The sequence below is a fragment of the Campylobacter sp. BCW_6460 genome (assembly GCF_001762705.1).
Taxonomy (GTDB): Bacteria; Campylobacterota; Campylobacteria; order Campylobacterales; family Campylobacteraceae; genus Campylobacter_D; species Campylobacter_D jejuni.
Genome location: NZ_MJXI01000033.1, coordinates 41,539 through 66,907 on the forward strand (window position 1 = coordinate 41,539; position 25,369 = coordinate 66,907).

Sequence of the window (25,369 nt, forward strand, 5' to 3'; positions counted from 1 at the left end):
AAGATTACTTTAATTTATTTAAAAATTATTTTTATTTTTGATTTTATTTTTTAACTTTGATGATAACTTTTGCCAATTATAATGTTTTTTAAAAGAGAAATATAAAGAGTGGTATATTAACTTTTATATATATTTAGTTTTAGACTTGTAAATATAACTATATTATTTTTTAATTAATATGAATTATGTTTTTGTATATAGATATCGCATCTATTTTTCAATGCCATAAGTTTTTTGAGTCCCAAGGGATTATTTTTTTTGAAATCATCGCTATTTAAATAACAATCATATCTCCCTATGATGTTTTTTATCATATGTGCAAAATGTTCCATTATAATATTTTCATCTATCTTGTTGTTTTCAAAAAAAGTTTGAAGTATTTCAAAATAATTCATCATCATTATAATTGATCTTTCTAATTCTGGATTGTTTTTATCTTTAATTTTTTTTAATATTTCTTCATCTCCTTTTTCGTATTTTATATTTTGTTGCTCTCTTGTATAATCTCTTGCCTCTATAAAATGTTTTTCATCCCATTTGGATAATAACTGCATTGTTAAATTAAATTTATCTGCTCTTGTTTTTTCAAAAATAGAATAAGCATTTAGCACCAATGAGCCTGAAACCACATAAGCAGAAACAATAGATATAATAGCTTTAATTCTGCTTTCTAAATCACTAATAAATACAAAACATAAATACACTGCTATCAAAAACCCAATTATACATAGAAATATAATAAAGTATTTATTTTTTAATATTTTCATTAAAATCCCTTTAATATGTAATTAAATTTCATTAGAATTATATATTAAATTTTTTATTTAATCAAATTTTTAAAGTTGCTTTGTAAAATCAAAGTCTTATTTTTTCACTTTGATTTCTAATGCAAAATTAAATATATTTTTATTTATAAACTTATAATTTTAACTTAAAAAATCAACTTTTCAAAATAAAATATTTTAATTACTTTTTGTAATTTTATGTTTAAATTCTTTGAAATTAAAATTAAAGGATTTAAAATGCAAATGCAAGAAGTAATCGAAAAATTAAAAGACATACTTGCTAGTGAAGGTAAAAGATATTTAAAAACAAAAAATATAGCTAAAGAATGAAGTTTAGAAACCCCATTCCTTATCCACAAATACTCAATTTTTTACAAGAAAGAAATATAAGTATAAATTATTTCTTTTACGGAAGCTCTCCCAAAGATCAATTGGTAGTAAAGAGTGTGAGTTTATCACTTGCTATGGAGAAAGCATGGAGCCATCTATAAAAGATGGAAGTATTTGTGTAATAGATAGAAATAAAACTTTTAAAAATAAAAGCATTTGTGTGATTAATACTAGAGATGGACTTTTTATAAAACAAGTTTTAAAACAAGTTGATGGAGTGATTTTACACTCTTTACATCCTTTATATAAAGATATATTTTATAAAAATGGAGATTTTTTGCTAATTGGTGTGGTAATTGGAGAACTTTCTAAGATGTAACAGCACATATTCAGTCAAACGAAGCTAATCTTGTCTCATCAATACAAAAGGATATAAAGATGGATAGAGTATCAGCAGACATAAGACATGGTGTTAGCAAAAGATTTATAAACGCAATTAGCAATCATAACAACGAACTTGTTTTAGAATATCTTAAAAATGGCATGAGTGCTACTAAAGAATGTATAGGAGATAAACCTATATTTTATGCTATTACTCATAATAATTTTGGAGCGATTTTACTTTTATTAAAATACGGAGCTATTTTAGATAAAGAGTATCTAGAAGAAAGCAATAAAGATTTTAGCAAAGAAGCTTTAGAATTTTTAGCGTCTTTGCTTTAAATAGGTAAAATATCATTGGTTAAATACCCCAATTCATGTGCCAATGTAAAACGCTGTCTATTTTCATTTTTAAGTGGATTTATCCAGATAACAGGCTTACCTTTTACATCTATACTAATTTGACCCTCAGTGTCAATTTTATCAAGGTCAAGATCTTTAACTACATTTATACCTAACTTTTGAGCAATTTCAAACGGATTGAATGGCGGTTCTTTCATTTCTAATAAATCTAAAATCTCATAAGGGGTTTTATCTTTTATTTCTTTATAAGTCATTCCAAACCTCCTATTCTTGTTGATTTTTCTTGTTCGATATCTGTTAACATAGATATTTTATCATTTATTATATAAATCGACCATTTTTTCAAATTCTTCCATAAATTCACTATTTTTTAAAATTTTATTTATAAAATCATTGCGTAATTCCTCATCTTCTATAATTTTATCCAAAAATACATCAATTGCTTCTTTTAATAATTTTTTTCTATCTCGATTATAGTACATAGTAAGTCCTATGGCAACAATAGCTGTCAATAAAGTAGCAATAGTAACAATTGCAGTCGCATGGGTTAAATAAGAATTTGCAATAGCAATAATATCAGAATTGGTGTAATTGTTTTCTATAATAAATCCTTAAATTACTTTTAATTTTAAAGGTACTTTACCATATTTTTTACAAAATTAAATATTAAAGAGAGCATTTTTACTCTCTTAGCTTTTAAACAAAAGCTCTTTGCTTTCTTTTCTTTTTAAAACATTATTATTTAAAGAATACCTTACTTTCAACTCCTTAAAATTAAAATCTTTATAAAGCTTTCTTATAAGCTCACAATCATTATAAGAAAGCATAAATTTACCTTTGATATTTTTTAACAACTTGCAGCGAGATGCTAATTTTTATTCAATACCAAAACTTAATGTTTCCGCTTCTACCAGTGGTGACAATGAGTTAATTGGGCTCGAAGGATATGAAACAGGTGAAATGCTTGAGCTTAGTAAAGCCTTTTTTAAAACAACGCCTAAAAATGTGAAAGCTATTAAAGTTGATGGTTATTCTATGGTTCCAATGCTTTTACCTGATAGCTGGGTTGTTTTTGAAGAAACGCATAAGTATCAAGGAGATGGATTGTATATTTTAAATTTTGATAACCAATTAATGGTTAAACTTATGCAATTAGATCCAATAAGTAAAGTTTTAGATATTATTAGTGTAAATAAGGATTATAAAAGCTATAGTTTGGACTTAAAAGACTCGCAAGTTGAGCTGATTATACAAGGCAAAGTTTTGCGTTTTATTATATAATTTAAAGGAATTAAAGTGAATATTGTGTTGCTAATATTAATAATCTTTTATGTAATTATTTATATAGAAAAATAAAAGGAACACCAAATAAGCCGCTAAAAGAAATTTGGAATGAATATAAGCAGGAAATGCAAAAAATCAACGAAGAGCATAGGTAAAAAATGCAGAAAATTGATGAAAATTTTAAAAAAGAAAAAGAGCAAAATAAGGACTTGGAACTTAATAAATTTCAAATAACCTCACGCGAAATTTTTACCATAAAAACTCCAGAGAATAAAGATGTTGAGGTTGAATTAACTTGTACAGCTGGATTAATTCAAACTAGCCAAATTAATTATGAAGAGATTGCTAGAAAAGAATTTTTATACAAATGTTTTCCAGTAACTTGGAATGATTTTTTAAAGCTTAACAAGTATGAAAAAATATTGGCATATACAGTTAAAGATTGTGATGATATTGGATTGTTAAAAGAGGTTTATGAGCAAATATTCAAATATTTAAAATGACAAAGTGAACTTCCTGAATATTTTAAAAAATATATACGATCTAGGAAGAGATATTTGCACGAATTTTCGGACCCCGTTCAAATAAAAAGCAAATTAAGTTTAAGAGCTTATCGCTACTATATCGACTTCTTTTTAATGAAATACCAGAAGGAAGCTATTTTCCTATGCAAACAATGCATAGGAGTGATGAGTTGAATGAAGCTTTATATAATACTTACTTTTTTAAAAGATGATGAAAGTATAGATATATATTATCCGCCAAATTTTTATGAAGATACATCAATTTTTAATATAGTAGAACATAGTTTTTTTAACAGTAGGGAATATTATAAAAATTACAAACTTTTAATCGTTTTGATTTAAAGCCGCACTCTGATTACGACTTTAACATTCCAAAATATATAGTAAAGCATTATTTGGATATGAAAACTATTGTTAAAGAAGATGAACATCATAAACGAATTTTTTGTTAGTTTTATTTTAATAAAGTTATATTTTAAGTTTAAGGTTTGTAGAAAAATAAAATTTCCACTTTTATGGAAGTTTTATTTTTCCAAATGGAAATTTTATTTTTCCGCCGACAAAAGATTTGTAAATTAATAAAAAAAAGATATAATTGTGTTTAAAATTAGAGAAAGAAATTAATATGAAACAAGGAGATTTTACAGAGGTTGCAAAGCATTATCATAATAGACCTGCTTATAGTCCATTTTTACTTGAAAAACTTGTATCTTGTATCAATGATAAAAATAAAAATTTAAAAGATTTAAATATTGTTGAAGTAGGAGCTGGAACTGGAAAACTTACTAAGATGCTGGGAGAAATGTTTGGATGCCAAATTAGTGCTGTGGAGCCAAATGATAATATGCGTAAAGAAGGGCAAAAATTTACACAAAATTTATCAAATATTTCTTGGCACAAAGGAAGTGGTGAAGAAACCTGCATGAGCAACAATCAAGCTGATTGGGTCATCATGGCTAGTTCTTTTCATTGGACAGATCCTAAAAAATCTCTCCCAGAATTTAATCGTATATTGACAGGGGGGGGTATTTCACTGCGATTTGGAATCCTCGCCACATTGTAGAGGGTTCGGTTTTTGATGAAATCGAAAAGGAGATTAAACATATTGTTCCAGAGCTTGCTCGTGTAAGCAGTGGCACTCAAAATGTTAAAAAATGGGAAGAAATTCTTGTTTCAACAGGAGATTTCACAGACTGCTTTTTTATGGAGTGCGACTATAAAGAGTTTTGGGATAAAGAGCGTTATCTTGGAGCTTGGCATTCTGTAAATGATATACAAGCACAAGCAGGTGAAAAAAGATGGAAGGAAATTTTAGAGATGATAGAAGCTAAAATTTCCCATATGCAAAGTATAGAGATTCCTTATAAAATAAGAGCATGGACAGCTAGAAAAGCATAAAATACCTCTTTTTTTTCATCAAGCTTGTCAAAGATGAAAAAAAGGAAACAAAATGCAAAAACTAGTAGAACAAGTGTGGGATTATACCAAGCATGCTAAATTTTATAGCTATAGACCAAATTATACTCCAAAAACTATAGATATGCTAATTAGTCTTATTGGAAAAAGAGATATCAAGGTGGCTGATATCGGTGCAGGAACTGGAAATTTAAGCATTATGCTTTTAGAAAGAGGATGTAGGGTAGTATCTGTAGAACCAAATGATGCGATGCGTGAGATTGGGATAGAAAGAACCAAAGGTGAGAAGATTGATTGGGTTAGGGCAACAGGCTTAAACTCAACACTTCAAAATAGTGAATTTGATTGGGTGACTTTTGGTAGCAGTTTTAATGTAATGGATAGAAATGAAGCCTTAGAAGAGGCGCATCGCTTATTAAAATCAGAGGGATATTTTTCTTGTATGTGGAATCACAGGGATTTAAACGATCCTGTGCAAAAAATAGCTGAAGATACTATTGTAGAATTTGTACCAAATTATACAAGGGGAACAAGAAGAGAAGATCAAAGACCAATTATAGAGAGTCGAAAGGATCTTTTTGATAATATTGTTTATATTGAAGAGGATTTTTATTTTCATCAAAGCATTGAAAATTATATTAATGCATGGAAGAGTGTTAAAAATCCTTACTGGGATTTGGAGACTGATGAAGGAAATGAACTTTTTAATAAAATTAGTGATAAAATTTCACAAAGACTTCCTAAGGAATTTAGCATAAAATATACCACTCGTTGTTGGAGTGCTAAAAAAATATAAAACTAAGGAAAAATATGGCGGAGTTAAAATTTAAAACCAAAGCACAAAATTTAAAAAATTTACAAACAAAATTAAAAAAAGCAAAAGTTCTACCTTTGGTTTTAACTTCGCTTGAAGAATTAATATCAAATGAAGATAAAGTTTTACAGGGCATTCAAACTTTAAAGGCTAATAGACTCATTATAAGAAGTTCTTCTTTAAGTGAAGATAGTATGAAAAACTCCAATGCAGGCGCTTTTCTTTCTTTGGCAAATATTAAAGCTGATTCTAAAGATGAATTATTAAAAGCTTTATATGAAGTTGCCAATTCTATGCCATCAAAAAGCGATGAAATTTTAGTTCAACCTATGCTTGAAAACATTACTCTTTGCGGTGTTGGTTTTAGTGTTGATAAGGATAATTTTTCCCCTTATTTTTGTCTTCAATATGATGAAAATGGTTCAAATAGCTCTATTACAGATGGAAGTAGTAAGAGTGCAAAAACTTACTATCATTACAGAGATTATTTAGAATTTAAAGATATTAGACTTCAAAAAATTATAGAACTTATAAAAGAATTAGAAGTTTTATATGACTGTTGTTTTTTAGATGTTGAATTTGCATTTGCTATTCAAGATGATGAGGAAGAACTTTTTTGCTTGCAAGTGCGTCCTTTGGTTATGCATGAAAAAAATAATTTATTTCACTCTTTACCAAAAGAAGCTTTATATAGATTTTATAAACGTTTTGAGTCTTTAAAAGAATCAAGATCTAGGGTTTTGGGAGATAAAGCCATTTTTGGGGTAATGCCTGATTGGAATCCAGCTGAAATCATAGGGTTAAGACCTAAGCGTTTAGCTTTTAGTTTATATAAAGAAATCATTACAGATAATATCTGGGCATATCAAAGAGATAATTATGGTTATAGAGATTTAAGATCCCATCCTTTAATCCATTCTTTTTTAGGCATTCCTTATGTGGATGTAAGATTATCTTTTAATTCTTTTATACCAAAAAAATTAGATGAAAATATCGCGCAAAAACTTGTCAATTTTTACTTAGATAAGCTTAATAAAAATCATGAATTGCACGATAAGATTGAATTTAATATAGTTTATTCTTGTTATGACTTTAATAGTTCTAAAAAATTAGAAGAACTTTTAAATCATGGTTTTAATGAAAATGAAATCAAAAGATTAGAATTTTCATTATTGGAACTTACAAATAAGATTATTAATCCTAGATCAGGGCTTTATTTAAAAGACATACAAAAAGCTTATAAGCTAAAAGAAAGATATGATGGCATTATTAATTCTAATTTTTCTTTAATTGATAAAATTTATTGGCTTATTGAAGAATGCAAGCGTTATGGAACATTGCCTTTTGCTGGGGTGGCTAGGGCTGCATTTGCAGCAATGCAACTTTTAAATTCTTTAGTTGAGATTGATTTTATAACTAAAGAGGAAAAAGATGATTTTTTAAATTCACTCAATACAGTGAGTAAAAATTTAAGCAAACAAACAAACCATCTTAATTTTCACAACAAAGATCAATTTTTGAAAGATTTTGGACACTTAAGAGCAGGAACTTATAATATTTTATCTCCAAGATATGATGAAGATTTTGAACTTTATTTTGATGTGGATCAAAAAGATAGTAAAGTTTATTTACAAGATAAAGCTTTTGTTTTTTCAGAAGAAAAGACAAAAGCTTTAAATGCTTTACTTAGAGAACATGGATTAGAGATTAATGCTTGTGAATTTTTTGATTTTTTAAAGCAGGCTATTGAGGGTAGAGAGCTTGTTAAATTTGAATTCACTAGATTGCTTTCTAAGGCTATAGTTTATATAGAAGAATTAGGCAAATATTATGGTATTGAAAAAGAAGATTTGGCTCATCTTGATATAAAAAGCATTTTAAATCTTTATTCTAGTCTTTATTCTATAAATCCAAAAGAGCAGTTTGTAAAAGAAATTAATCGCAATAAAAAAGAATATGAACTTACACAAGCTATAAAACTTCCTTCTTTACTTTGCAATGCCGATGAAATTTTTTCTTTTTATAATCATAGTATTATTCCAAATTTTATTACACAAAAGAGCATTACTGCATTTACGGCGAAGGAAAATGATAAAGATTTAGAAGGAAAGATTGTTTTAATTTATGCAGCAGATCCTGGATATGATTATTTATTTACAAAAAATATAGCAGGACTTATTACATGTTATGGGGGTGCTAATTCACATATGGCCATTCGTGCCTCAGAACTTGGAATGCCTGCTGTTATAGGAGTTGGAGAAGAAAATTTTGAAAAATATTTAAAAGCTAAAAAAATAAATATAGAATGTGAAAGTGAGCAAATATTTTGTTTATAGGTATTACTCAAAGGCTTATTTGCAACGAAAGTTATCATGAAGAAAGAGAATGTTTGGCTTTGGATTGGGGGAAATTATTTAATAAAGATTTATTTAAAAATTTTACTCCTCTTCCTCTTAGCTATGAAATAGATTTTTCTCATTATAAACATCTAATAAAAGCTGTGATATTAAGCGGTGGTAATGATTTAAGTTTTTATAGTCCTAATGTTTTATCTAAAAAGAGAGATTTATACGAAAAGCAAGTTATAGAAATTTGTTTAAAAGAAAAAATACCACTTTTAGGAATTTGCAGAGGAGCTCAGATGATAGCTCATTATTTTAACAGTCATATAAGTCCTTGTGAAAATCATATAGGCAAACATGAAGTATTTTTCTCAAAAGAAAAATTTATAAGTAATTCTTTTCATAATTTTGCTATTGAAAAATTAGGTGAAGATCTTGTAGAACTTTGCTTAGCAAAAGATAATACTATAGAAGCTTTTAAACATAAGTATGAAAATATTTTTGGTATAATGTGGCATATTGAAAGAGAAAATGGGCTTAATAATATTCAAATTTTAAAAGAGTGGTTTAGTTTAATCAAGGAATAATATGAATGCAATTATCTTAGCAGCAGGTTTTGGATCAAGGCTGATGCCTTTAACAAAAGATCAACCAAAGTGTATGGTTGAGTATAAGAATAAAAAAATAATAGATTATGAAATCGAAGCTTTAAAATCAGCAGGTATAAATGAAATAGCTGTTGTGGGTGGATATTTAAACGATGTGCTAAAAAATTATCTTAATAAATATGATATTGAGCATTTTTTTATTAATTCAAAATATGATAAAACCAATATGGTTCATACTTTTTTTTGCGCTAAAGATTTTATGTTAAAATGCATCGAAGAAAAACAAGATTTGATTATTTCTTATGCGGATATTGTTTATTTTCAAGATTGCGTGCAAAAGCTTATAAATGCCAAAGAAGAACTTGCTATAGTAGTTGATAAGTCTTGGCGTAAGCTTTGGAGCAAACGCTTTATAAATCCTTTAGAAGATGCTGAAACATTAAAGATGACAAATGGTTATATTATAGAACTTGGAAAAAAAGCTAATGCCTATGATGAGATAGAAGCTCAATATATAGGACTTTTTAAATTTTCTTATCAATTTCTTTCTGAAGTTATTACTTTTTATGAAATGCTTGACCGAGATATTTTATATGATAATAAAAATTTTGAAAATATGTATATGACAAGTTTTTTGCAGGCTTTAATTGAAAAATACAACAACGCAAAAGCAGTGGAAATTGATGGCAATTGGTGTGAAATTGATTTTATGAGTGATTTAAAAATTGATTTCATATAAAATCAATAGGGTCAATATCCGCGCTTACATTTTTAAATTGCAAAATATAATTTTCAATTGCCACTAAAGCTTTATAATTTTCACTTCTAAGTAATAAATAAAAACGATATTTTCCATGCAGCATTTCAACTCCACAAATTCCATAGCCTACCAATTCTACCTGTTTGATATTTTTAAATTGATAAGCAAGTTTTTCGCAAAGCTTTTGTGAGGATTGTTGATCCTTATCTTCTATAAGAACTCTTAAAAGGCGTTTAAATGGAGGATAAAGATCTTTTCTATTTTCTAACTCATCTTTTAAAAAAGCATCATAATCCTCTATATACCTTTCAAAAAAAGCTCTATTTTTTGTTTGCAAAAGCACTCTTGCTTCACCTTTACGCCCTGCCCTACCTGCAACTTGCATAGCTAAAGCTAAAGTTTCTTCACTCGCTCTAAAACTAGGACGCAACAAATACTCATCAAGTCCTAAAATCACACTCAAATCCACACTATGATAATCATGTCCTTTAGCAAGCATAGAGGTGCCAATAAGTATATCGATCTTATTTTCATTAAAGTCTTTTAAAATAGTATTAAGCTTTTTAACGCTTGTGATTTCATCGCTATCAAATTTTGCTATTTTTGCTAAAGGCAAAGCATTTTGCAAAAGCTCTAAAAGTTCAGCAGTCCCCATTTTTCTAGCTTCTAACATTTCTCCTTTGCAACTTGGACAATTTTGCTCTATCAAAGAAGTATAATTACAATAATGACATTTTAAAACATTTTTCTTTTTATGCATACTCATAGCAATAGAACAAAAAGGACATTTTATCGTTTCCCCGCAATCCTTGCAAATGATTTGCCTAAAATTAGCCCTTGTAGGTAAAAACACTATAGCTTGTTTTTGATGTTTTAAACTTTTTTCTAATTCACTTAAAAGCATAGGCGTTATACCAAGCTCATTTTCATCATATAAAAAATGCTTTTTACTCTCAAAAAAAGTTCCTTTTAGTCTAAAACTTTTTTGTTTGTAAAAACTCGTTAAAGATGGGGTTGCAGAACCTAAAACCACTTTAATATTATTTTTTTGACCCAAAAAAAGTGCTAAATCTCTTGCATTGATAAAAGGCTGATTAGAAGCCTTATAAGAATTATCATGTTCTTCATCTACTACAATAAGCCCTAAATTTCTAAAAGGCAAAAACAAAGCCGATCTTGCACCCGCTACTAAAAGCACTTCTCCCTTACAAAAACGCTCTAAATATTCTTGCTTTTTTTTCTTTGAAATTTTAGAATGCCACAGGAAAAAATTATCCTTAAAATACACTTCTAAACGCTTTTGCATTTGTGGAGTAAGTGCGATTTCTGGCATTAAAAGTAAAGCTTGCTTACCCTGTTCTAAACACTCTTTTATCAAAGAAATATAAATTTCAGTCTTGCCACTACCCGTATCAGCAAAAAGCAAGGAGTTATTTTCTTTTTGAAGAAAACTTAAGGCATTTTGTTGTTGATTGCTTAGTTTAGGAGTATCTTTAAAAAACATTTTGTGACATTCATACTTAGGACTAGTTTCAAAAAAACCCAAAACAAAACCAAGTTTTGAAGCATAATAATAAACAATAAAATTTACCAATTCAAACTGCAAAGGAGTTAGAAAATACCCTGTAATTTCTTTAATTTCTACGGTTTTAAAATCAGGTTTTTGACATTCTTTAAGCACGATAGCTTTAAGGTTTTTTTTAGTTTTTAAATCCACTAATACTTGTGTTAAAGGTTTGATTTCATCAAAACTATGAAAAGTTAAATTATCCAAATACAAACCACAAATTGCAAGTTCATAATATCTTATATCAGATCTTTGCATCTAGAACTTCCTATACACTTTAACAAACCTTCTTTAGAATCATAAATAAATTCAATCATCTCTTTGGCGTTTAATGCAAATCTATAGTGATTTTTACCTATTTTTATCCAAGATTTAAAATCAGAATAAATAGGCGTATCAAGCAAAGAATAATCACAATCATTTAAACAATAAAAGAGTTTTTCTTTGGCTTGATTGTTTTGCGCATTATCTAAAATTTCTGGAAAATTTAAATTTTTAAGTCTCATTTGACTACGCATTAAAGCAAGAGCTGAGCTTAGCATTTCATAGTCCATTTTTAATTTTAAAATTTTAACCTCATCTTTTGTAGTATTGATAAAAGATAAAGATAAGCTTGATAAAATTCCCAAAATCAAAATCACAAAAACAAGCTCAAGCAAAGTAAAAGCTTTATTCATTTTGTCGGGAGTTCTTCATTGATTGCTTTTATTAGTTTCTTAAGTTCTCTTTCTAAAATATAATTTTCATAACTTTTTTTAACAAACGCATCTACAAAGCGTTTAAGTTCTATTTTTTTAGTACCGCCAGAAATCAAAGCGATATCATCTTCTAAAAAATTTGCAAATTCTTCACTACACTTAACAATGAAATCTTTTGCATTAACATTAACAATGACTTGTTTTAGATTATCTGCCAAGAACAGCCTCTATTTTCTTATAAATATCTTCGCTTTCTATATTGCGAGATTTAAGTTCTTCTTCTAAACGCATGATTTGATTACTTTTTGCTTCATTTTGTGCTTTAACGCTTACAAGCTCATTTCTTAAAGCCTCATTGGCTTCACAAACTTCGTTATACTTTTCAATTAATTCATTTACTTTATCTGTCATAGTATTGATTATTTTTTCATCAAACATATTTTTGCCTTCTTAAGAAATTTGTAATTTATGGAAAATATTATTTGATATTGTAGCAGAAAAAAATTTAAATTTAGGTTTTTATTGTCAATTAATTTTTAATTAAAGTATTTTCTTTTAAAATTTTTTCAAAAATAAAAATAAAGTAAAAAAATGTTAGAACTTACCAGCGAATTTAAACCCAGTCCCGATCAACAAGAAGCCATAAAAGGCATAGTAAAAAGTATAAAAAAAGGCAACAAATATCAAACCTTACTAGGCGTTACAGGAAGTGGAAAAACCTTTACCATGGCAAATGTCATTAAAGAACTTAATATACCCACTCTTATCATGAGTCACAACAAAAGCCTTTGTGCACAACTTTATAGCGAATTTAAAGGCTTTTTTTCTAAAAATCATGTGGAATATTTTATATCTTATTATGATTATTATCAACCTGAAGCCTATATCCCACGCACTGATGTTTTCATAGAAAAAGACAGCTCAACCAATGAAGACTTAGAGCGTTTAAGACTGAGTGCTACTGCTTCTCTTTTAAGTTATGAAGATGTAGTTTGCATAGCTAGTGTTTCAGCAAATTATGGACTTGGTAATCCAAATGAATACATAGGCATGGTTTTAATCTTTGAACTAGGTATGCAAATTTCACAAAAAGAACTTTTAAAAAAACTTGTAGATATGGGTTATAAAAGAAATGATAATTTTTTTGATCGTGCAGATTTTAGAGTTCAAGGAGATATTATAGACATTTATCCAGCTTATTATGAAGATGAAGTAGTAAGGCTTGAATTTTTTGGCGATGAGCTTGATGCTATGTATCATTACAATGTTTTAGAAAATAAAAAAGGCAAAGATTTAAAACGCTTCATACTCTATCCTACAAGCCAGTTTAGCGTGGGCGAAACAAGATTAAAACAAGCGATAAAAGACATAAAAACAGAACTTAACGAACGCCTTGCTTATTTTGAACATGAAAATAAACTCGTAGAATATCAACGCCTTAAACAAAGGGTTGAATTTGATCTTGAAATGCTTACAAGCACAGGAATGTGTAAAGGTGTTGAAAATTATGCAAGGCATTTAACAGGACTTAAAGAAGGTGATACTCCTTATACGCTTTTTGATTATTTTGCGATTAAAGATAGAAAATTTCTTGTTATAGTCGATGAAAGCCATGTATCTTTACCACAATTTAGGGGTATGTTTGCAGGAGATAGAAGCAGAAAACAAACCTTGGTTGATTATGGTTTTCGTTTGCCTTCAGCCTTGGATAACCGTCCTTTAATGTTTGATGAATTTATCCATAAAAATTGTCAATTTCTTTTTGTTTCAGCCACACCCGCACCTTTAGAACTTGAACTTAGTAAAGAAAATATCTTTCATCAAATCATGCGTCCTACAGGACTGCTTGATCCTTTAATAGAATTAAAAGATAGTGATAATCAGGTTGAAATTTTATTTGATGAGGCTAAAAAAGTCATACAAAGAAACGAACGGGTTTTAGTAACCGTGCTGACTAAAAAACTCGCTGAAGAACTTACAAGGTATTATTTAGAACTTGGTATAAAAGTCAAATACATGCACTCAGATATCGATGCTATAGAACGCAATGAAATCATAAGAGGTTTAAGAAGCGGTGCTTTTGATATGCTAATTGGCATTAACTTACTTAGAGAAGGACTAGACCTACCTGAAGTTTCACTCATTGCCATTATGGATGCAGATAAGGAAGGCTTTTTAAGAAGTACAACAAGTTTAATCCAAACCATGGGAAGAGCAGCTAGAAATGTTAATGGTAAGGTTTTGCTTTTTTGCAAAAAGATTACAAAATCCATGCAAGAAGCTATGGATACCACCAATGAACGTCGCAAACTTCAAATGGCTTATAATAAAAAATATAATATCACGCCAGCTTCAGTCAAACGCCATATTGAAGAAAGCTTGAAAAATGAAGAGGATTTAGGCGAAATTTATCGCAAAGGTAAAAAACTAGAAAAAATGCCTGCTAGCGAAAGAGCAAAACTTGTCAAGGAATTAAGAAAGCAAATGCTTGAAGCAGCAAAAGCACTTGAGTTTGAAAAAGCTGCTGCAATTAGAGATGAGATTAATAAATTAAGGGATTTATAATAAAAATATATCCCTTGTTCTAACTCCCGCCTCATTAAGTAAAGCACTTAAAATTTCATACTGAAAGTCTTGTAAGGGACGTTTTTCTTTTAAAACTATACCTATGACCCCTTTAGTTTTTTCCCCATCTTCTATAGGTAAATACATAGCATTAGCATTAGGCAGGGTATTTGTACAAACACCTGCTCTTTCTTTATTTGTTGCAACCCATTGAGCAATAGCAATCTCATCGGCACTAAAACAATTTTTTAACATTTGCTTATCATCGTTAAAAAACAACAAAGGTTTTGATAAAATATTGTTTTTATTTATAGGATAAATAATAATAGGTAAATTTAATAATTTTAAAGCTTGATTTCCAAGTTGTTCCCAAAGCTCTTGTTTGCTTTTTACTCTTGCTAACTTTTCACTATTTTCAAGCAAAATAGCTGTTCTATAAGCTCTTTTAGTGAGTTCTTTAGATTGCAATTTTAATCTTCTAGTAAAAACAGCTGTTAAAAATCCAACTATAAACATAGTTGTAAAAGTAATAATATTTCCACTATCATGAACTTTAAGACTAAAAATAGGTTCTAAAAAGAAAAAATTATAAATCAAGACACTTACCAAAGAAGAATAAAAGGCGAAAATTTTATTATCAGAAATAAAAGAAGAAGCAAAAACTGCTAAAATAAAAATCATAACTATATTACTTGGCTGAGTATTAAATTTATGAAATACAAAAGCTATAAAAGTTGCTAAAAGCAAAACTCCTGTGATTTTTAAAAAACCTAAAAAATCAAAACCTTTTTTACTTCGTATTTTAGGAGTAGAAATTTGATTTTCATTAACAAGATATAAATCAATATTGGGTGCTTTTTTAGCAACAGCTTCAAAAATCTCTTCTTTAAACTTTTTTTTATCTTTATTTTTACCTAAAACAATTTTAGAAACATTGCTAAGGCTTGAATACTCTGCAATTTGTCTTGCTATATCATCATCATATACGCTAATGATTTCAGCATCAAAACTTTTAGCTAGTTCTATATTTTCTTCTAAGGCTTTTTCTTCTTTAATATTGGGATTTTTTATATAAAGCGCACTCAATTTAGCATGAAAAGCTAAAGCAAGTCTTGCAGCTGCACGAATAACCTTTGCATTTGAAGCATTAATACAAACTAAAATATGCTCTCCAGTATGATAAGCTAAATCATCATTAATAAGCCTTTGTTCACTTGCTCTTAAATTCACTCTTGAAGCAAGTCTTCTTAAGGCAATCTCACGCAAAGCTATAAGTCTTTCTTGTCGAAAGAAATTTTCAAGTGCTAGTTTAGCTTGTTTTTCCTTATAAATTTTGCCATCTTGCATTCTTTTTAAAAGCTTATTGGGTTCAATATCAACAAGTTCAACCTGATCAGCCTCATCAAAAATACGATCAGGAATACGCTCTTTAACTTCTATCTTACTGATATTAGCGACTAAATCATTTAAACTTTCTAAATGTTGTATATTTAAAGTAGTATAAACATCAATCCCTGCTTTTAGAAGTTCTTCTATATCTTGAAAACGCTTTTCATTACGCAAGCCTTTAGCATTAGTGTGTGCAAGCTCATCTACTAAAACCAAAGCAGGTTTTCTCTTAAGGGTAGCGTCTAAATCAAATTCTTTTAATACTATATTTTTATAAGGAATTTCAAGATTAGCTATACTTTCAAAACCTTGTGTTAAAGCCATTGTTTCAGGTCTATCGTGAGGCTCTATATAGCCTAAAATAACATCAACTCCATTATCCCTTAAAGTTCTAGCTTCACTTAACATAGCATAAGTTTTTCCAGAACCTGCAGCATAACCTAAGAAGATTTTTAATTTTGCAAGTTTGTTTTTTTCTTCTTCCTTGGCTTTAACCTCAAGTTTTTTAAGAATTTGTTCAGGACTTTGTCTTTGCATGTTTATTCTTTTTTCATGGCTTTAGCAATAGCTATATTAACGGCTAAAACATTAACTTTTTCTTCCCCAAAAATCCCTAAAAATTTAGACTCGGTATTTTCTTGAATGATTTTTTCTAATTCTTCTTTGGTGATTTTTGAAGATTGACTTATCCTAGGAATTTGCACTAGGGCTGCTTGAAGACTGATATGAGGATCAAGACCTGATCCTGAAGCGCTTAATAAATCCAAAGGAATTTGTTCTTTTGTAATTTGCGGATTTTCATCTAAAAATTTTTGCAAATCTTTTTGCACACGCTCTTTTAAAGCAGGATTTGACATAGCATAATTAAATCCACCTGAACTTACACTGCTTTCATTTGCATCACTTGTATTGTAATTTAATACAGATGCTCTTGAATGTAGAAAATAAGGCTTATTAAAATCTTGACCCAAAAGCTTTGAACCTACCGCTTTACTTATATCCAAAGTTGGACGACCTTCTTTATCCACTAAACTTCCACTTGATTGATAAGGAAAAATAAATTTTGCAACTGTATTTAAAGCAAAAGGATAAATAAGAGTACACAATATTAGCATTACCACAAAAAAACTAAGCAAAGTTCTAAGCATATCACACTCCTAAAATTCTAAGTATCCAAGCTGTAGGAATATCAATTATTTTTATCCCTATAAAAGGTGCGATCATACCGCCTAAACCATAAATACTCAAATTTCTTAAAAGCAAATGCTCGCTTTTCATAGGCTTAAATTTAACTCCACGCATAGCAATAGGTATGAGCAAAGGTATAATAATAGCATTAAAAATAAGTGCTGATAAAATAGCACTTTGCGGGGTAGCCAAATGCATAATATTTAAAATTTGCATTTGAGGTAAAACCACACTAAACATAGCAGGTAAAATAGCAAAATACTTAGCAATATCATTTGCCATGCTAAAAGTTGTAAGACTACCCCTAGTAATAAGCAAACCTTTTCCTATTTCAACTACTTCTAAAATTTTAGTAGGATTAGAATCAAGATCTATCATATTGGCTGCTTCTTTGGCTGCTTGAGTTCCTGAGTTCATAGCTATACCTACATCAGCTTGTGCAAGAGCTGGAGCATCATTGGTTCCATCTCCTGTCATGGCTACTATCTTACCTTGGGCTTGTTCTTTTTTAATGGCTTCTATTTTATCTTCAGGCTTGCATTCTGCTATAAATCCATCAAGCCCTGCTTCTTTAGCTATAGTAGCTGCTGTTAAAGGATTATCTCCAGTACACATTAAAGTTTTTATGCCCATTTTTCTAAGCTCATCAAAACGCTCTTTAAGTCCTGGTTTTACTGTATCCTTTAGATAAATCACTCCTAAAATTTTTTCATTTTTACACACTACCAAAGGAGTGCCACCAAGATTTGAAATTTCCATTACCTTAGTTTCTAAATCGCTAGGAATTTTTCCATTCATTTCGCTTATATAAGCTCTTATAGCATCAAAAGCACCTTTGCGAATTTTTGTATTATCTTGCAAATCCACACCGCTCATTCTATTTTGAGCGCTAAATTCGATAAATTCTTTAATATCATTACCTTCTAATTCATAACCCATTTTTTGAGCCAATGCAACTATACTTTTACCTTCTGGAGTTTCATCTTTTAAAGAGGATAAAACACAAGCTTTAATCATTTCTTCTTTACTTATACCTTGGACTTCATAAAATTCATTTGCCAAACGGTTTCCAAAAGTAATCGTTCCTGTTTTATCCAAAATCATAGTATCAACATCACCACAACTTTCAACAGCCTTGCCTGAAAGTGCGATCACATTAAAACGCGTTACCCTGTCCATACCTGCTATTCCTATAGCTGATAAAAGCCCCCCTATAGTTGTAGGAATAAGACATACAAGCAATGCTACTAACCACGAAATAGGCAAACTCACGCCTAAAAATTGCATAAAAGGATATAAACTTACAACCACTACTAAAAAACTCAAACTAAGAACAATTAAAAGAGTATTAAGAGCAATTTCATTTGGAGTTTTTTGACGCGCAGCACCTTCTACAAGATTGATCATTTTATCTAAAAAACTTTCCCCAGATCCAACTAAAATTTTAATCTTTAAAAAATCAGTTAAAACCGTAGTCCCACCTGTAACAGAAGAAAAATCACCGCCCGCTTCACGCATAACAGGAGCACTTTCACCTGTAATAGCTGATTCATCAACACTTGCAGCACCTTCTATAATTTCTCCATCATTAGGTATAAGTTCACCTGCTTTAACTAAAACTATATCACCTATTTTTAACTCGCTAGAATTAAGCATTTCTTCACTGCCATCACTTTTTATGCGTCTAGCTTTAGAATCCTTTTTACTTTGTCTTAAGGTAGCTGCTTGGGCTTTACCCCTTCCTTCTGCAATACTTTCTGCAAAATTTGCAAAAAGCAAGGTTACAAATAAAATAAAAGTGATTAAGATGTTATAAATTCTTTCATCAGAATTTCCATTAAACAAAGTAGGAAAAATACTTAAAATCAAAGTAAGAATCAATCCAACTTCCACCATAAACATAACAGGATTTTTTATCATAAAGCGTGGATCAAATTTTAAAAATGCTCCTTTTATGGCATTATTTAAAATTTCTTTTGTAATGAGTTTATTTTGTTTTTTAGACATTGACTCTCCTTAATGCCATAAAGATAAATATTCTGCAACGCTTGATAAAGTAAGCACTGGAAAAAAAGTAAGTGCAGCAAAAATATATATAATACAAACAAGCACAAACATAAAAGTTAAATTATCCGTTTTTAAAGAATTTGCAGTATTTTCTTGTGTATTTTTAGCCAAAAGCGATCCAGCTATAGCAAGCTGAGCTATTAAAACCAAATAACGCCCACAAAACATAGCAAAAGCTGTACTTAAATTCCAAAATAAATTATCATCTTTTAAACCTTCAAGTCCTGAACCATTATTTGCTGCCGAAGAACTAAATTCATACAAAATTTGAGCCAAGCCATGAAAGCTAGGATTGCTTATACTATCTTTTGCAAAAACAACAGCTAATGCACTTAAAACAAGGATTAATAAAGGATGGATAAGAATTACCAAAGCTATAAGCTTCATTTGTGCGCTTTCTATTTTTTTACCCAAGAATTCTGGAGTTCTGCCTATCATTAATGCACAAATAAACACGGTTAAAAGCACATAAATAATCATATTCATAAGCCCTACTCCTTCGCCACCAAAAGCTACATTTAACATCATATTTAACAAAGTAGCACTGATGCTTAAAGGATTTAAACTATCGTGCATATTATTGACGCTTCCTGTAGTAAAAGCAGTAGTTACAGCACTAAATAAACTCGAACCATCTGTGCCAAATCTTATTTCTTTACCTTCTAAATTTCCCAAATTTGCATTTAAACCCAAAGAATCCAAATTTGGATTTGACATTTTTTCGCTAAAATAAATTAAAAGCAAAGAAATGATAAAAATAATCCCCATTGCACCAAAAATAACTCCCCCTTCTTTTCCCATAAGAGCAAAACCTTGTCTTTCTTTTCTATGATAAACCATCAATCCAAAAGCTACAACACAGGCGCTAGGAATAAGCATCATGGATAAAATTTGTAAAAAATTTGTAAGTGAAGTAGGATTTTCAAAAGGCATACTTGAATTAGCACCAAAAAAACCACCCCCATTTGTCCCTAAATGTTTTATAGACTCAAGAGCTGCAACAGGACCTGTGGCAATACTTTGAAATTTATTTTCTAAAGTAAGCACGCTAAAATTTGCGTGATAGTTTTGCACCACGCCTTCAGAGATAAAAATTACAGCCAAAATAAAACTTAAAGGCAACATCAAACGCGTAATAATACGCGTAAAATCTTCATAAAAATTTCCCATTTGCATACCACATAAAGCACGACAAAAAGCCATACAAGCAGAATATCCACTTGCACTTGAAACAAACATAGCAAGTAAAATGCCTGTATTTTGGGAAAGCAAACTTAAAGCACTCTCTCCACTATAATGCTGAAGGTTTGTATTTGTAATAAAACTAATTACAGTATTTAAATTCAAATCCCCTTTCATAGAATTTATCGAATTGGGATTTAAAAAAAGTTTATCTTGTAAATAAAAAATCACGAAAGAAAAAATAGCCACTAAGGCATTAAAAGCAATTAAATGCAAAGAATATTTTTGCCAAGTCATATTTTTTCTATCAATCGCACAAATTTTATAAATTAAGTTATCAATTGGATTAAAAATAAAATCAAAAATAGTTTTTTTACAGCTTGCAATTTTATAAAGATAATTTCCAAAAATTAAAGCCAATATAAAAGCTATAATCAGTGTTATTAAAATTTCTAGCATATTTTTCCTTTAAAATTTTTCAGGATATAATAGAGCATAAAATAAATAAAGAGCAAGTATTAAGCTTAAAACTAGTAAAAATATCATCCGCGTGTCCTAGTTTGAATTTCACAAAAACGGATAAAAAACCATAAACTACCAAAAGCTAAAAGCAGAAGCAAAGCAAAGATAACATCCATAGGATAGCCCTTTCTCATTGATTCAAAATAGGATTTATTCTATCCTTGTTAAGCTTATATTTTGATTAATACTAATTTTATGATTTATTTATAATTTTTATCTATATTAAATAAAAAGACAAATGAAAAATTTAGCAGGAAAAATCCTGCTAAAAATTGTTAAAGATAACCCGCTGCCATAGCAATAAAATATCCTGCTATACAAGAAGTGATTACACCTATAAGACCTGGTAAAATAAAACTATGATTGATAACAAATTTACCGATGTGAGTAGTACCTGATCTGTCAAATTGTATAGTAGCTAAATCGCTTGGATAAGTTGGTAAAATATAATATCCATAACAAGCAGCCGCAAAGGCAACAATTACACCAGGTTCAACACCAATTCCTAAAGCCAAAGGAACAAAAGCCGAAATAGCTGCTGCTTGAGAGTTTACAAATTTTGAAATTAAAAGAAGCATTACAGCATAAGTCCAAGGATGCTCTTTTACTATATCTCCAAGCGCTGCTTTCATCATAGGAGTGTGAACTGCAAACATAGTATCAGCCATCCAAGAAATTCCAAAAACCGCAACAAGCGCTATCATGCCTGATTTAAAAATTTCATTAGAGCCGATTTTCTTTGCATCTGTTTTAGTAAAGATGATAATCAAAGAACCTGCTAAAAGCATAAACATCTGAATAACTGAAACCATGGATAAAACATCCATTTTAGGGTTACCTAAAGCATCTACTTGAGGAATGCCATTTTTTACAACTTGTCCCCAGTTTGGACGCAAAAAATCAAATACACCCAATAAAGCTACTAAAGCAATAGCTCCTAAGAAAATCCACATTGCAACCCAATTGCTTTTTGGAAGTTTAACACCTAAAAGTGTTTTAGAATCCCCATAAACATATTTTTTAAATTCAGGATCTTTAAGTTTTTCTTGAAATACTTCATCTTTACCCAAATCTTTTCCTCTAAGCCAAGAAAAAATTCCTATACACAATACACCAAATAATGTACTAGGTATAGTAATTTGAAGAAGATTGATATAACCATCAAAACCTGCTAATTTATGATTAGCATTTAAAAGCAAAGCAGTCAAACTCACAACAGCCACAGATACAGGAGATGCAATAATACCCATTTGTGATGATATAGAAGCTGCTGCCATTGGACGCTCAGGGCGAATACCATTTTTAATCGCTATATCATAAATAATAGGCATAATAGTATAAACCACATGTCCTGTTCCACAAAGTATAGTCAAAAAGCAGGTTACAAAAGGTGCTAGTATTGTTAAAAACTTAGGATTGCGTCTTAAAATTCTTTCTGCTATTTGAAGCATAACATCTAAACCACCACTCGCTTGCAAAGTTGCACTCGCAACCACCACCGCTAAAATTGTAAGCATAACATCTATGGCTGGTTTTCCAGGCTTTATATGAAAAGCAAATACAAGCATTAAAATACCTATACCACCAAGTAAACCAAGCGCTATACCGCCTTTTTTTGCACCATAAAAAAGACAAATTAAAACGATAATGATTTGGATTGCAAATTGCCCTCCCTCACTAAGGCTTGTTAAAAAGTCCATTTTAACTCCTTTGAAAATTGATATTTAAAAACAGTTATTATTGTATCACATTTTTAAATTAAAGAATAATATTTATAAAAATAAAAATAACAATTTTTTAAATTATTTAAATTAAATTTAAATATAAAACACAAGCGTAATGGGTTTGATAGATTGATAGAATTTTATCCTTCAAGTTCATATATTTTTTTTCTATCTGTAGAGCTTGCTATATTAAGATGTTTGCGATATTTTGTAATAGTTCTTCGTCCGATATCGACCTTAAATTCTTCTTTGATTAATTCTAAAATTTTACTATCGCTTAAAGGTTTATTGCGATCTTCATTCTTTACTAAATTTGCCACAAATTCTTTAACACCTACATTTGAAGTCTCTCCCTCTTCATCAAGAGCAAAAGCAAAAAAATCACGCAAGGGAATAAGTCCTCTTTCACAACTTAAATATTTATTTGCCACAGCTCTTGATATAGTCGAAGCATTACGTTCTAAATCAAGTGCTAAATCCTTAAAAGTCATAGGTTTTATCTCTTTTCCCATGAAAAAATCATATTGATATTCTACTATCATAAGCCCTATTTTATAAAGAGTAGCTTTTCTCATCGCTAAAGCATCAACTAAATTTTTTGCTTCTTTAATGTAATGATTTAAAAAATCATGCTCTAAACCATCAGTTTGGATTGAAATTTCAGGATAATAATCATCATTGATTTTTACTTTAATTTCACCATTTTCTTTATAAACAAAAATATCAGGAACAATTATACGAGAATCTTCAAAATATTCCAAAAAAGGAGGAGTGCTAAAGCGCTTAAGTACAGCCAATGCTTCTTTATATAAAGGCTCTTTGGTATAGTTTTGTATATTTTCAAAATCCATAATCAACATTCTACAAAACTCATCAATATCTTCATCTAACTCCATATTTTCAAGAGCAAATAAAAATGCTTCTTTATAATCTTTAGCTCCTACTCCTACAGGATCTAAAAATTTAAATCTTGCTCTTACTCGCTCAATTTCTTCTAAGGAATACTCTTTTAAAAATTCTTCATCGTATTCAAAATATCCTTCCTCATTTAAGCATTCTATAATTTTTTTTGCAAGCTCTTGAGATTTGTTTGTAGGAAACAAAGGAGGAAGAATCTGTTCATTTAAAAGCTCATAAACACTTTTTTTGGCAAGTCCTTTACTATCCACAAAAGCCGAATTTACATTATGTTTATAAAATGAATCAAAATAATTCTTACCCTTATCATGAGTTTGTATCGAATCTTGAACATTTAAGAAAGGATTATCCTCAGCAAATTTATCTAAATTTTCTTTTAAATCCTCTATGTTTGCTTGTAAAATCGGCAACCAAGAGCGTAAAGTTTGAGAAATTTTAGTCTTGGGTGCTTGGGTGATTTTTTGCTTTAACATCAATCAAGGAGTTTAAACTCCGCTCCTAAATAATACTTTTTCACGTCTTTATTGGTTGCAATTTCATCAGCATTCCCACTAGCAAGCAAAGAGCCCGATCTTATAACATAAGCTCTATCACAAATAGCCAAAGTCTCACGCACATTATGATCGGTAATTAAAACCCCAATCCCTAATCTTTTAAGCTCTTTAATTAAAGTTTGAATTTCAGCCACTGCTATAGGATCAACACCTGCAAAAGGCTCATCAAGAAGCAAAAACTTAGGTTCGCACATCAAGCTTCTAGCGATCTCACAACGCCTTCTTTCACCTCCACTTAAACTTAAACCTTTCCTTAAACGAATAGGTTCTATACTTAAAAGTTCAAGCATTTGCTCAACTTTATCATGTAAAATTTTTTTATCTTTATAAAAAATCTGAGCCGCTAAAAGCAGGTTATCTTCTACACTTAAATCCTTAAAAATACTACTTTCTTGAGGTAGATAACCTATCCCTGATCTAGCTCTTTTGTTTAAAGGATCTTTTGTTACATCCAAACCGTCTAAAAGAACTTTTCCACTACTTGGAGAAATAAGTCCACATATCATATAAAAAGTTGTTGTTTTTCCTGCGCCATTTGGCCCTAAAAGTCCTACAACTTCTCCGCTATTAACCTCTAAAGAAATTCCATGTATAATCTTAGTTTTTTTAATAATTTTTTCCAAATTTACAATTTCTAATTTACTCATAAATTTCATACTTTCTTTTGTCATCTTTAATGCTAATTTTAATCTGAATAGTAGAAATTCCAAATTTCATTAAAGTTTTTTTCAAATTTTCACCGCCCCATTCAACCAAATGTAAACCTTTTTCAAAAAAATTTTCAAATAAACCATTCGCTAAAAGTCCTTCTAAACCTTCTTGATAAATATCATAATGATAAATGCAAATATCATGATTTTCATATTTTTGCATAGTGGAAAAAGTTGGAGAATCTACCCTTGCATCAAGACCAAGAAATTTAACCCAAGCTTGCACCAAGCTTGTTTTTCCGCTAGCCAAATCTCCTTGAAGCAAAACAACACCTTCTTTAGGCATTATTTGAAGCATCGTTTTGATCTCATCTTTTGCTAAAATAAATTCTTTCATAATTTTACCACATATTCATTTTGTGCGTTTTTAGGAATACTTTTCGTACTAGGTAGAGCTAGCACTTTATATTTTTGAGTGTATTCAGTAAAATGTAAAGTGATGATATCACCCACCTTAACCTCTTTACTCGCTTTAACAATAACACCATTAATCCCTACTACACCACTTTTACACATATCTTCAGAAATAGCTCTTCTTTTCGTGATATTAACTACATTTAAAAATTTATCTACTCTCATAAAAGCAATTTTAGCAAAAAAAATCAATTTTTGGAACAAAATTTGCTTGCGCCTTTGCTTTATTTTTTAAGAAAATAGCAAGTAAAAACTTTTCTTTAA

At 29.6% G+C, this 25,369-nt stretch carries 25 protein-coding genes and 4 pseudogenes; 11 read left to right on the forward strand and 18 right to left on the reverse strand.

Features of this window, described 5'->3' with window-relative positions; genetic code table 11:
• Positions 1 to 173: 173 nt before the first annotated feature.
• Positions 174 to 767, reverse strand: a complete 594-nt coding sequence (locus AJ881_RS05905; RefSeq protein ID WP_070261444.1) for a hypothetical protein — start codon at positions 765 to 767, stop codon at positions 174 to 176.
• A gap of 255 nt (positions 768 to 1,022) precedes the next feature.
• On the opposite strand from AJ881_RS05905, the pseudogene AJ881_RS05910 reads away from it, so the two are divergent.
• A pseudogene (locus AJ881_RS05910) lies at positions 1,023 to 1,494 on the forward strand (S24 family peptidase).
• 59 nt (positions 1,495 to 1,553) lie between these two features.
• Entirely contained in the window at positions 1,554 to 1,838 is a 285-nt protein-coding gene (locus tag AJ881_RS05915) for a hypothetical protein (protein ID WP_070261443.1), read from the forward strand.
• Here AJ881_RS05915 and AJ881_RS05920 read toward each other — a convergent pair.
• The 3 genes and pseudogenes from AJ881_RS05920 to AJ881_RS09215 form a co-directional block, all read right to left on the reverse strand.
• Positions 1,835 to 2,113 carry an ImmA/IrrE family metallo-endopeptidase gene (locus AJ881_RS05920; RefSeq protein WP_180371133.1) on the reverse strand — a complete coding sequence of 93 codons (279 nt, stop codon included), beginning with the start codon at positions 2,111 to 2,113 and terminating at the stop codon, positions 1,835 to 1,837. The two genes, AJ881_RS05915 and AJ881_RS05920, sit on opposite strands and share 4 nt — an antisense overlap.
• A 60-nt stretch (positions 2,114 to 2,173) precedes the next feature.
• Positions 2,174 to 2,341: a hypothetical protein gene (locus tag AJ881_RS09435; RefSeq protein ID WP_162298020.1), complete on the reverse strand. Its 168-nt coding sequence runs from the start codon at positions 2,339 to 2,341 to the stop codon at positions 2,174 to 2,176.
• Between the two features lie 207 nt (positions 2,342 to 2,548).
• Positions 2,549 to 2,719 (reverse strand): annotated as a pseudogene (locus AJ881_RS09215) (DNA adenine methylase); the annotation flags it as partial.
• Between AJ881_RS09215 and AJ881_RS05925 the strand changes: the two are divergent.
• The 8 genes and pseudogenes from AJ881_RS05925 to AJ881_RS05955 all read left to right on the forward strand — a co-directional run bounded on the left by AJ881_RS05925 (position 2,697) and on the right by AJ881_RS05955 (position 9,586).
• Positions 2,697 to 3,140 (forward strand): helix-turn-helix transcriptional regulator, encoded by a 444-nt coding sequence (locus AJ881_RS05925; RefSeq protein ID WP_070261442.1) that lies wholly within the window; start codon positions 2,697 to 2,699, stop codon positions 3,138 to 3,140. The pseudogene AJ881_RS09215 and the gene AJ881_RS05925 sit on opposite strands and share 23 nt — an antisense overlap.
• Before the next feature lie 161 nt (positions 3,141 to 3,301).
• Entirely contained in the window at positions 3,302 to 3,646 is a 345-nt protein-coding gene (locus AJ881_RS09440) for a hypothetical protein (protein WP_171824254.1), read from the forward strand.
• 195 nt (positions 3,647 to 3,841) lie between these two features.
• On the forward strand, positions 3,842 to 4,009 hold the full coding sequence (locus AJ881_RS09445; RefSeq protein ID WP_002877668.1) for a hypothetical protein: 168 nt from the start codon (positions 3,842 to 3,844) through the stop codon (positions 4,007 to 4,009).
• A gap of 283 nt (positions 4,010 to 4,292) precedes the next feature.
• Positions 4,293 to 5,065, forward strand: a pseudogene (locus AJ881_RS05935) (class I SAM-dependent methyltransferase).
• A 52-nt stretch (positions 5,066 to 5,117) separates the two neighbouring features.
• Positions 5,118 to 5,879: a class I SAM-dependent methyltransferase gene (locus AJ881_RS05940; RefSeq protein WP_070282749.1), complete on the forward strand. Its 762-nt coding sequence runs from the start codon at positions 5,118 to 5,120 to the stop codon at positions 5,877 to 5,879.
• A gap of 14 nt (positions 5,880 to 5,893) precedes the next feature.
• Positions 5,894 to 8,233, forward strand: coding sequence for a PEP-utilizing enzyme (locus AJ881_RS05945; RefSeq protein WP_070282748.1), 2,340 nt, complete (start codon positions 5,894 to 5,896; stop codon positions 8,231 to 8,233).
• A complete protein-coding gene (locus AJ881_RS05950) occupies positions 8,224 to 8,826 on the forward strand; it encodes a gamma-glutamyl-CDP-amidate hydrolase (protein ID WP_052804305.1) in 603 nt (200 codons plus the stop codon). Before AJ881_RS05945 ends, AJ881_RS05950 begins: the two co-directional genes overlap by 10 nt.
• Before the next feature lies 1 nt (position 8,827).
• Positions 8,828 to 9,586 (forward strand): CTP:phosphoglutamine cytidylyltransferase, encoded by a 759-nt coding sequence (locus AJ881_RS05955; protein WP_070261152.1) that lies wholly within the window; start codon positions 8,828 to 8,830, stop codon positions 9,584 to 9,586.
• Here the strand turns inward: AJ881_RS05955 and AJ881_RS05960 are convergent.
• From AJ881_RS05960 to AJ881_RS05975, 4 genes are read right to left on the reverse strand one after another with little or no spacing between them, the layout of a single operon-like run.
• A complete protein-coding gene (locus AJ881_RS05960; RefSeq protein WP_083259455.1) occupies positions 9,579 to 11,432 on the reverse strand; it encodes a primosomal protein N' in 1,854 nt (617 codons plus the stop codon). The genes AJ881_RS05955 and AJ881_RS05960 overlap by 8 nt on opposite strands.
• The gene (locus AJ881_RS05965) at positions 11,414 to 11,851 is read right to left on the reverse strand and encodes a prepilin-type N-terminal cleavage/methylation domain-containing protein (protein WP_002893056.1); all 438 of its coding nucleotides are present in this window, start codon (positions 11,849 to 11,851) and stop codon (positions 11,414 to 11,416) included. Before AJ881_RS05965 ends, AJ881_RS05960 begins: the two co-directional genes overlap by 19 nt.
• Positions 11,848 to 12,090, reverse strand: a complete 243-nt coding sequence (locus AJ881_RS05970) for a hypothetical protein (RefSeq protein ID WP_002854947.1) — start codon at positions 12,088 to 12,090, stop codon at positions 11,848 to 11,850. The genes AJ881_RS05965 and AJ881_RS05970 overlap by 4 nt, the downstream gene beginning before the upstream one ends.
• Positions 12,080 to 12,310 carry a hypothetical protein gene (locus AJ881_RS05975; RefSeq protein ID WP_002852327.1) on the reverse strand — a complete coding sequence of 77 codons (231 nt, stop codon included), beginning with the start codon at positions 12,308 to 12,310 and terminating at the stop codon, positions 12,080 to 12,082. Before AJ881_RS05975 ends, AJ881_RS05970 begins: the two co-directional genes overlap by 11 nt.
• Positions 12,311 to 12,463: 153 nt before the next feature.
• Here AJ881_RS05975 and uvrB point away from each other — a divergent pair, with 153 nt between their 5' ends.
• Positions 12,464 to 14,437 carry an excinuclease ABC subunit UvrB gene (gene uvrB / locus AJ881_RS05980; protein WP_070282746.1) on the forward strand — a complete coding sequence of 658 codons (1,974 nt, stop codon included), beginning with the start codon at positions 12,464 to 12,466 and terminating at the stop codon, positions 14,435 to 14,437.
• Here uvrB and AJ881_RS05985 read toward each other — a convergent pair.
• The 10 genes and pseudogenes from AJ881_RS05985 to AJ881_RS06025 form a co-directional block, all read right to left on the reverse strand.
• The gene (locus AJ881_RS05985; protein ID WP_070282744.1) at positions 14,432 to 16,363 is read right to left on the reverse strand and encodes a sensor histidine kinase; all 1,932 of its coding nucleotides are present in this window, start codon (positions 16,361 to 16,363) and stop codon (positions 14,432 to 14,434) included. The two genes, uvrB and AJ881_RS05985, sit on opposite strands and share 6 nt — an antisense overlap.
• Before the next feature lie 2 nt (positions 16,364 to 16,365).
• Positions 16,366 to 16,974, reverse strand: coding sequence for a potassium-transporting ATPase subunit KdpC (gene kdpC, locus AJ881_RS05990; protein ID WP_002871323.1), 609 nt, complete (start codon positions 16,972 to 16,974; stop codon positions 16,366 to 16,368).
• A gap of 1 nt (position 16,975) precedes the next feature.
• Positions 16,976 to 19,021 carry a potassium-transporting ATPase subunit KdpB gene (gene kdpB / locus AJ881_RS05995; protein ID WP_070282742.1) on the reverse strand — a complete coding sequence of 682 codons (2,046 nt, stop codon included), beginning with the start codon at positions 19,019 to 19,021 and terminating at the stop codon, positions 16,976 to 16,978.
• A gap of 9 nt (positions 19,022 to 19,030) precedes the next feature.
• On the reverse strand, positions 19,031 to 20,722 hold the full coding sequence (gene kdpA, locus AJ881_RS06000) for a potassium-transporting ATPase subunit KdpA (RefSeq protein WP_002861365.1): 1,692 nt from the start codon (positions 20,720 to 20,722) through the stop codon (positions 19,031 to 19,033).
• 9 nt (positions 20,723 to 20,731) lie between these two features.
• Positions 20,732 to 20,919: pseudogene (kdpF, locus tag AJ881_RS09225) on the reverse strand (K(+)-transporting ATPase subunit F).
• A 141-nt stretch (positions 20,920 to 21,060) separates the two neighbouring features.
• Positions 21,061 to 22,485 carry an anaerobic C4-dicarboxylate transporter gene (locus tag AJ881_RS06005; RefSeq protein ID WP_070282740.1) on the reverse strand — a complete coding sequence of 475 codons (1,425 nt, stop codon included), beginning with the start codon at positions 22,483 to 22,485 and terminating at the stop codon, positions 21,061 to 21,063.
• Between the two features lie 164 nt (positions 22,486 to 22,649).
• Positions 22,650 to 23,900: an RNA polymerase factor sigma-54 gene (locus AJ881_RS06010; RefSeq protein ID WP_052949653.1), complete on the reverse strand. Its 1,251-nt coding sequence runs from the start codon at positions 23,898 to 23,900 to the stop codon at positions 22,650 to 22,652.
• Positions 23,900 to 24,628, reverse strand: coding sequence for an LPS export ABC transporter ATP-binding protein (lptB, locus tag AJ881_RS06015; RefSeq protein ID WP_002855252.1), 729 nt, complete (start codon positions 24,626 to 24,628; stop codon positions 23,900 to 23,902). Before lptB ends, AJ881_RS06010 begins: the two co-directional genes overlap by 1 nt.
• On the reverse strand, positions 24,621 to 25,028 hold the full coding sequence (gene tsaE / locus AJ881_RS06020) for a tRNA (adenosine(37)-N6)-threonylcarbamoyltransferase complex ATPase subunit type 1 TsaE (protein WP_002854905.1): 408 nt from the start codon (positions 25,026 to 25,028) through the stop codon (positions 24,621 to 24,623). The genes lptB and tsaE overlap by 8 nt, the downstream gene beginning before the upstream one ends.
• Complete coding sequence (locus tag AJ881_RS06025) at positions 25,025 to 25,270, reverse strand: RNA-binding S4 domain-containing protein (protein WP_002864726.1); 246 nt, start codon at positions 25,268 to 25,270, stop codon at positions 25,025 to 25,027. The genes tsaE and AJ881_RS06025 overlap by 4 nt, the downstream gene beginning before the upstream one ends.
• Between the last annotated feature and the right edge of the window lie 99 nt (positions 25,271 to 25,369).